The 7,172-nt window shown below is 71.8% G+C and carries 6 protein-coding genes and 1 riboswitch; all 6 genes read right to left on the reverse strand.

Annotated elements, in window-relative coordinates:
* Positions 1 to 191: 191 nt before the first annotated feature.
* The gene (gene metE, locus ACWGI8_RS35775) at positions 192 to 2,516 is read right to left on the reverse strand and encodes a 5-methyltetrahydropteroyltriglutamate--homocysteine S-methyltransferase (protein WP_453667460.1); all 2,325 of its coding nucleotides are present in this window, start codon (positions 2,514 to 2,516) and stop codon (positions 192 to 194) included.
* A 152-nt stretch (positions 2,517 to 2,668) separates the two neighbouring features.
* Positions 2,669 to 2,889: riboswitch (cobalamin riboswitch) on the reverse strand.
* A gap of 311 nt (positions 2,890 to 3,200) precedes the next feature.
* Positions 3,201 to 4,121 (reverse strand): MurR/RpiR family transcriptional regulator, encoded by a 921-nt coding sequence (locus ACWGI8_RS35780; protein WP_453667462.1) that lies wholly within the window; start codon positions 4,119 to 4,121, stop codon positions 3,201 to 3,203.
* A 244-nt stretch (positions 4,122 to 4,365) separates the two neighbouring features.
* Complete coding sequence (locus tag ACWGI8_RS35785) at positions 4,366 to 4,845, reverse strand: SPW repeat protein (protein ID WP_453667464.1); 480 nt, start codon at positions 4,843 to 4,845, stop codon at positions 4,366 to 4,368.
* A gap of 135 nt (positions 4,846 to 4,980) precedes the next feature.
* Positions 4,981 to 5,322: a YbaY family lipoprotein gene (locus ACWGI8_RS35790; RefSeq protein WP_453667466.1), complete on the reverse strand. Its 342-nt coding sequence runs from the start codon at positions 5,320 to 5,322 to the stop codon at positions 4,981 to 4,983.
* The gene (locus tag ACWGI8_RS35795) at positions 5,319 to 5,546 is read right to left on the reverse strand and encodes a hypothetical protein (RefSeq protein WP_453667468.1); all 228 of its coding nucleotides are present in this window, start codon (positions 5,544 to 5,546) and stop codon (positions 5,319 to 5,321) included. The genes ACWGI8_RS35790 and ACWGI8_RS35795 overlap by 4 nt, the downstream gene beginning before the upstream one ends.
* A gap of 105 nt (positions 5,547 to 5,651) precedes the next feature.
* On the reverse strand, positions 5,652 to 7,172 hold a 1,521-nt coding region (locus ACWGI8_RS35800), incomplete at its 5' end, for an amidohydrolase (protein ID WP_453667469.1).

The following is a 7,172-nucleotide window of genomic DNA, read 5'->3' on the forward strand; positions in this document are numbered from 1 at the left end:
ACCCCCATCCTCCGCCCTGGATCCGAAGCCACATCAGTGACATCAGCCGCTTCGCGGCGGGCGCTCGCTGATCCAGCCTGATCCACCGGACAGGCCCTATTGGGCCCGGGCACCCCGGATCCAGCCGCATCCGCTGTCCCGTGCCGGGGCCGGGCACGCACGCGCGTGTCCGGCCCCGGCCCGGAGTGGGCTCAGGATGCCTGAGCGGAGAGATCCGTCCGGATCTCACGGGCCGCTGCGACGAGGTTGTCGAGTGACGCCCGGGTCTCCGGCCAGCCACGGGTCTTCAGGCCGCAGTCGGGATTGACCCACAGCCGCTCCGCCGCAATGGCCTCGAGTCCCTTGCGGAGCAGGGCCCCCGCCTCGGCGGTGCCCGGGACGCGCGGCGAGTGGATGTCGTACACACCGGGGCCGACCTCGCGCGGGTAGCCGGCAGTGGCGAGTTCGCCGGCGACCTGCATATGGGAGCGGGCGGCCTCCAGGCTGATGACATCGGCGTCGAGGTCGTCGATGGCCTGGAGGATGTCGCCGAACTCGGCGTAGCACATATGGGTGTGGATCTGGGTGTCCGGGCGCACCCCGCTGGTGGTGAGGCGGAACGCCTCCGTCGCCCAGGTGAGGTAGCGAGCCCGGTCCGCGGCGCGCAGCGGCAGCGTTTCGCGCAGGGCGGGTTCGTCGACCTGGATGACGGAGGTTCCCGCCGCCTCGAGGTCGTCGACCTCGTCCCGCAGGGCGAGAGCGACCTGGCGTGCGGTGTCCCCGAGCGGCTGGTCGTCGCGGACGAAGGACCAGGCGAGCATGGTGACCGGGCCGGTGAGCATGCCCTTGACCGGTCGGTCGGTGAGCGACTGCGCGAAGCGGGTCCAGCGCAGGGTCATCGGTCCGGGGCGGGAGATGTCGCCGGCGAGGATCGGCGGGCGGACGCAGCGGGTGCCGTACGACTGGACCCAGCCGTGCCGGGTGGCGAGATATCCCGTGAGCCGCTCGGCGAAGTACTGCACCATGTCGTTGCGTTCGGGCTCACCGTGCACCAGGACGTCGATTCCGGCCTCCTCCTGGAAGGAGATGACCTCGCGGATCTCGGCCTCGATGCGCTCCTCGTAGCCGGCGGTGTCGATACGCCCGGCGCGCAGATCGGCACGGGCGGTGCGCAGTTCGCCGGTCTGCGGGAACGATCCGATGGTGGTCGTCGGCAGCAACGGCAGCGCGAGGTGGGCGCGCTGGGCGGCGGCCCGCTCCGGGTACGGCTGCGCGCGGCGGCCGTCCGCGTCGGTGACAGCTGCCGCCCGGGCGCGCACCGCCGGGTCACGGGTGATCGCCGAACCCGCACGGGAGGCCAGATCGGCCCGGTTCGCGGCCAGCTCCGCCGCGATCGTGTCCGTGCCCTGCGCGAGGCCGCGGGCCAGGGTGACGATCTCGGCGGTCTTCTGGCGGGCGAAGGCGAGCCAGCGGGCGATCTGTGGATCGATGTCGTGCTCGACGGTGCTGTCCAGCGGGACATGCAGAAGCGAGCAGGAGGCGGACACATCGACCCGGTCGGCGAGACCGAGCAGGGTGCCGAGGGTGGCGAGCGACGCCGAGAGGTCGTTGATCCATACGTTGCGGCCGTCGACGACGCCGGCGACCAGGCGCTTGCCGGGCAGCCCGCCGGCCGCGGCGAGTTCGTCGAGGTTCGCGGCGGCCGGGCCGGTGAAATCGAGGGCGAGACCGTCGACGGGAGCCTTGGCCAGGACCGGCAGCGCTTCGCCGAGCCGGTCGAAGTAGGAGGCGACCAGCAGCCTGGGCCGGTCGCTGAGGCCGCCGAGGCCGCGGTAGGCGCGGGCGGCGGCGTTCAGCTCGGCGGGCGTGCGGTCCTGTACGAGGGCGGGCTCGTCCAGCTGCACCCACTCGGCCCCGGCGGCCCGCAGTTCGGCGAGTACCTCGGCGTACACCGGCAGCAGCCGGTCCAGCAGCGTCAGCGGCTCGAAGCCGTCGTCGACACCAGGAGCGGGCTTGGCCAGCAGCAGATACGTGACCGGGCCGACGAGCACGGGGCGCGCGCGGTGGCCGAGTGCGAGCGCCTCCTCGAGTTCGGCGACCTGCCTGGCCGGATCGGCGGAGAAGACGGTGCCGGGTCCGAGCTCGGGGACCAGGTAGTGGTAGTTGGTGTCGAACCACTTGGTCATCTCCAGCGGCGCCACGTCCTGGGTGCCGCGTGCCATCGCGAAATAGCCGTCCAGGGCGTCTGCCTCGACGGCGGCACGGTGGCGGGCGGGGATCGCGCCGACCATCACGCTGGTGTCCAGGACGTGGTCGTAGTACGAGAAGTCACCGGTCGGCACCTCATGGACACCGGCCTCCGCGAGCTGCCGCCAGTGGGTGCGGCGCAGGCCGGCGGCGGTGTCCCGGAGGGCGTCCGCGGTGACGCGGCCCTTCCAGTAGCCCTCGATCGCCTTCTTCAGTTCCCGGTTCCGGCCCTGCCGGGGGTAGCCGTACACGGTGGCCCGTGCTCCCGTGGCTGCGGACTTGCTGGTCACGGAACTCTCCTTCGCGAGCGTGTCTCCGATACGACCCCGGGAACGGATCGAGGGCGCGAAGGAACGGCGACCGGGCGGCCGGATGTTGCCCGTGTCCGCCTGGTGTGTGCGCCGACCCGCCCTCGAGGTCACCGGGATCTCCGCACGCGTACGTCGCGTGCGGGCAACGGGCAGGTCTTCGGACTCGCGGGCACGTCGCCGGTTTCCCGGCGGACACCTACTGGCCGTCGCTTCCCAGACCCGGCCGGGCCCAGTGCGTATGACGGCGGTCGTTCCCGCTCACCGCTGCGGGGCAGTCCCGGATTCCCACCGGGTTCCCTCTTACGACACTCCTGTCCAACTGACAGGGCGTACCAGCTGCACGGTCAGCGTAGGGGGTACGTGGGTTCGCGGACACCACTGTTCACATTCCGGAAGGAATGTGCGGGTGCGGGCGGCCTGCATGCAGCAGACCGGCCGTCTTGCCGGCGGCCCCGGCCCAGGGGTTGACCGGGGCCGCCGGGGGGCAGCCAAGGGGAGAGGCTGCCCTAACAGAACACCGTGGGGCCGACGAGGAGGAGTGTCGTCCGCAGTGCCACCTGAAGTAAATATATTTACTGCCAAGTACGCAAGGGCATGAAAAAATTCATGCACCTCTGGGTGTGAAAGTCCCCCCTGCAAGACCGTCGCCCGGCCCCGCCCGCGTCAGTACTCCAGGAAGAAATCGTGCTGCTCAGCGGCCTGCTCGTACTGCTCAAGACGCATCTGCGTACGCTCGGGATCGGCATCGGCCATGGCCTGGAGGATGGCCGCCGACAGCACCCCCGGCGCCGCGTACGAGTCGAAGACCAGACGCGATCCGGTGGCGGCCGTGAACGCCACGTCGGCCTCGTCGACCAGCGGCCCCATCGTCAGGTCCGTGATCAGTGCGGTGCGCAGGCCCGCACTGCTTGCGGCCCGCATCGCCGCCAGTGTCTCCTTGGCGTGCCGCGGCATCGCGAACGCCAGCACCCATGTGCCGCCCGCCTCCCGGGACTGCAGCAGCGCGTCGTAGGCCACGCTCCCCCCGCGCGAGACCAGACGCACGTCCGGATGGATCCGCCTCGCCCCGTACGCGAAGTACTCCGCGAGCGAAGAGGAGATCCGCAGGCCGAGAATCGTCAGCGGGACCGACCGGGCGAGCTCCCGGCCGATGTCGAGCACCTTGCCCGTGTCGGCGAACACACGGCGCAGGCCCTCCAGATTGCCGATCTCGGCGTCGACGGCCGCCTGCAGTTCGTTGCGGCGGTCCTCCCCCGTGTCCACCGAGCCGGCGACCGCGCTCAGCGCGATGGGCTGCAGCGCCTCCCGCAGCGCCGGGAACCCGCTGAACCCCACCGACGAGGCGAAGCGCGTCACCGACGGCTGACTCACCCCCACCCGGTCCGCGAGATCCGTGATCGACAAGAAGGCGGCCTCGGTGAGGTGGTCGATGATGTACTGCGCGATCCGCCGCTGCGCGGGAGACAGCCGGTGCCCGCCGAACAGAGCGCGGACCCTCTCCACAGGCGTCGGCTCCGCATCGGGAGACTGCCTTCCCGGCGTGATAGCAGACGCCTGCGCGCGCGCATGCTGCCCTGATGGCACGGTGTGCCTCCTTCGCGTCCCACTTGGGTTCAACATAGCTCACGCACCGTGGTCGCCCACGGGAACCGTCGGCCACTGTCCGGCTGGTGGGACAGCCCCGTACGCGGCTGCCGACTGCGGCCGCCGTACGGCGAGTTCGGGGACGGCTGAGCGGGAGAACCGGCCGTCGTACGGGAAGGCCCCGACCCGGTCGGCACGTGCGGGAGCTTTCCGGGGGCGGGGCCTTCCCTGAGGCGGGACGCGCTCAGCGTATGGGGCCGATGTCCGGGCCGCCGCGCGCGGAGGCCCGAGAGCGGCGGAGGCCGCCGACGCGGCGCTCGGCCACGGCCGCCATGGCCAGACCGAGCAGCAGCGCCACGACGCCGACGATGACGTTGCTGACGATGCTGCGGGTCGTCGCGACGTTACCGGCGACGACCCAGGGGGAGATGATCGTCCAGGCTCCGATGGCTATGGCGCACCAGGCCTGGGAGTGGGTCCGCTCGTAGGCCGAGCCGAACCCGCCCATGCACAGGGCATAGGCGACACCGGTGATCAGGTTGCACACGGCCAGCGTGGTGAGGCCGTTGAACCCGGCGATCCACGGAGAGGCCGCCAGGTACAGGCCCGTGAGGAGGGCCAGTGTCTCTATCGCCTGCGCGCGAGGCGTCGAGGTCGCCCGTTCGAAACGTGCGCGCATCTCGGCCAGGTCGGGGTGCTGCTCGATGCTGGGGTGGGTGGTCATGGCGGGCCGCCTCCTTCGGAAGCGTGAAATCGGCCGTTCACCTGCAATGAAACGCTTTCTGCGCAGTTCCGGTCAACGCGGCCGGGACAACTCGTGGGGACGGATACGGACCGTGTCCGGGCGGCAGCGGCACGGTCATACGACGGTGACGGGAGCGATCAGCCCATCGGCCGACTCCGGCGGGACGGGGGTGGCCTGAGTGCTGATCAGGTCCCCCTGGGACAGGGCTCCGGTGCCGGAGAGGTCGATGTGGACCCGCAGTCCGTAGGAGGCGCCGGGGTCGAGGTCCGGCACCCTGACGGTGAAGGGCACGCGGCCCCCCGGAGTCAGCTCGACGTCCGTCTGGACCTGTGCGCCGACCACCGTGGAAGGACCATCGGCAAAGGAGACGTCCCGGACCTCGACGAGGACCCGGGCCGCCAGGGTCCTCGGACTGTCGGCGGGGAGGGTCACGAAGCCCGCGACGGTGTCCGTCATCGCGGCCTGCCCGCCGGCAACCGTGCGGGGGCCCGCTCCGGGTCGCGCTCGTCGAGCCGCGCCAGGAGCGCGGCGACCTCCGCGGTGATCGGCAGCCCGGTCCGCTCCTCCACGAACAGCCGCCGGCCCGCGGGGCCGGCCTCGAAGAACACGTACTGCCCGGCGGGGCGCCGGGCGGCGGTCTTCTTCGTGCGGCGGGTGCGCCCCGACGGGCCGGCGTTCATGCGTCTCCTCGGTGCAGGGGATGGAACGTGCTCGGACGGGGACTTCGTCACCTCCATGCGTTCCACCCCCTGCCGCTCGGCGGAGATAGGACTTACTCGTCCAGTCTAGGCGTCGGGGGTGGCGTACACGCGCTCTCCCCCGACGTAGGTCAGCGCGACCTTGGCCTCCGCGATGGCCTCGGGCGGCCCCGCGCACGGGTCCCGGTCCAGGACGATCAGGTCGGCGAGGGCTCCGGTCCGGACGCTGCCGGTGTCGTCGAGGTGGTTCACGTACGCCGAGCCCGCGGTGTACGCCGTGAGCGCGGTGGTCAGGTCGATCCGTTCGTCGGGCAGGAACACCGGGCTCCGCTCCCCCGGCAGGACGCGGTTGACCGCGACGTGGATGCCCTCGATCGGGTCCGGGCTGCTGACCGGCCAGTCGCTGCCCGCGGCGAGGGTCGCACCCGCGCGCAGCAGTGCGCCGAACGGGTACTGCCATGCCGCCCGTTCGGGTCCGAGGAAGGGGATGGTGAGCTCGTCCATCTGCGGTTCGTGCGCGGCCCACAGCGGCTGCATGTTGGCCGTGGCGCCGAGCTGCCGGAAGCGGGGGACGTCGTCGGGGTGGACGACCTGCAGATGAGCCAGGTGCGGGCGGGTGTCGGTCGGGCCGTTGGCGGCACGGGCGGCCTCGACGGCGTCCAGGGCGTCGCGTACGGCCCTGTCGCCGAGGGCGTGGAAGTGGGCCTGGAAGCCGAGCGCGTCCAACTCGGTGATGTATGCGCCCAGTTGTGCCGGGTCGACGAAGCTGGTGCCGCGATTGGCGGTGGCGCAGCCGCAGCGGTCGAGATAGGGGTCGAGCAGGGCGGCGGTGCCGTTCTCGGCGACTCCGTCCAGCATGATCTTGACGGTGCCGGCGCGGAACCGGTCGTGGGTCAGCGCGGCCCGGCGTTCGACGAGCTCCGGGATCTGTTCCGCCCCGCGCTCGCGGTCCCACCACAGGGCGCCGACGACGCGGGCGGTGAGCAGCCCGTCCCGGGCGGCCGTGACGTAGGCGCCGGACGGGTCGTCCATACCGAGGAAGTCGCCGATGAGCGCGTCCTGCCAGGCCGTGATGCCCAGGGAGTGCAGATACCGCTGGGCGTGCAGCAGGGCGGCGAGCCGGTCGTCGGGGGTGGCCGAGGGTGTCAGGCGGCCGACGAGCTGCATGGCTCCTTCCTGGAGCATGCCGGTGGGTTCGCCCGAGGCGTCGCGCTCGATCCGGCCGTCGGCGGGGTCGGGGGTGTCCCGGGTGACACCGGCGAGCCGGAGGGCGCGGCTGTTGGCCCAGGCGCCGTGGTGGTCCCGGTTGGGCAGATACACCGGCCGGTCCGGGACGACCGCGTCGAGCAGCTCCTTCGTCGGCGTTCCGCCTTCGAAGGCCTCCATGGACCAGCCGCCGCCGGTGATCCACTCCCGGTCGGGGTGGGCGGTGGCGTACGCCCGTACGGCGGCGAGCGTTTCCTCGGCCGTCCTGGCACCGGTGAGGTCGCACTGGGTGAGTTCGAGGCCTGCGGGCACCGGATGGACGTGGGCGTCCTGGAAGCCGGGCATCAGCAGCCGCCCGGCGAGGTCGACGACGTCGGTCTTCGGGCCGATCAGGTCCTGTAC

The sequence above is a fragment of the Streptomyces sp. NPDC054841 genome (assembly GCF_053611045.1).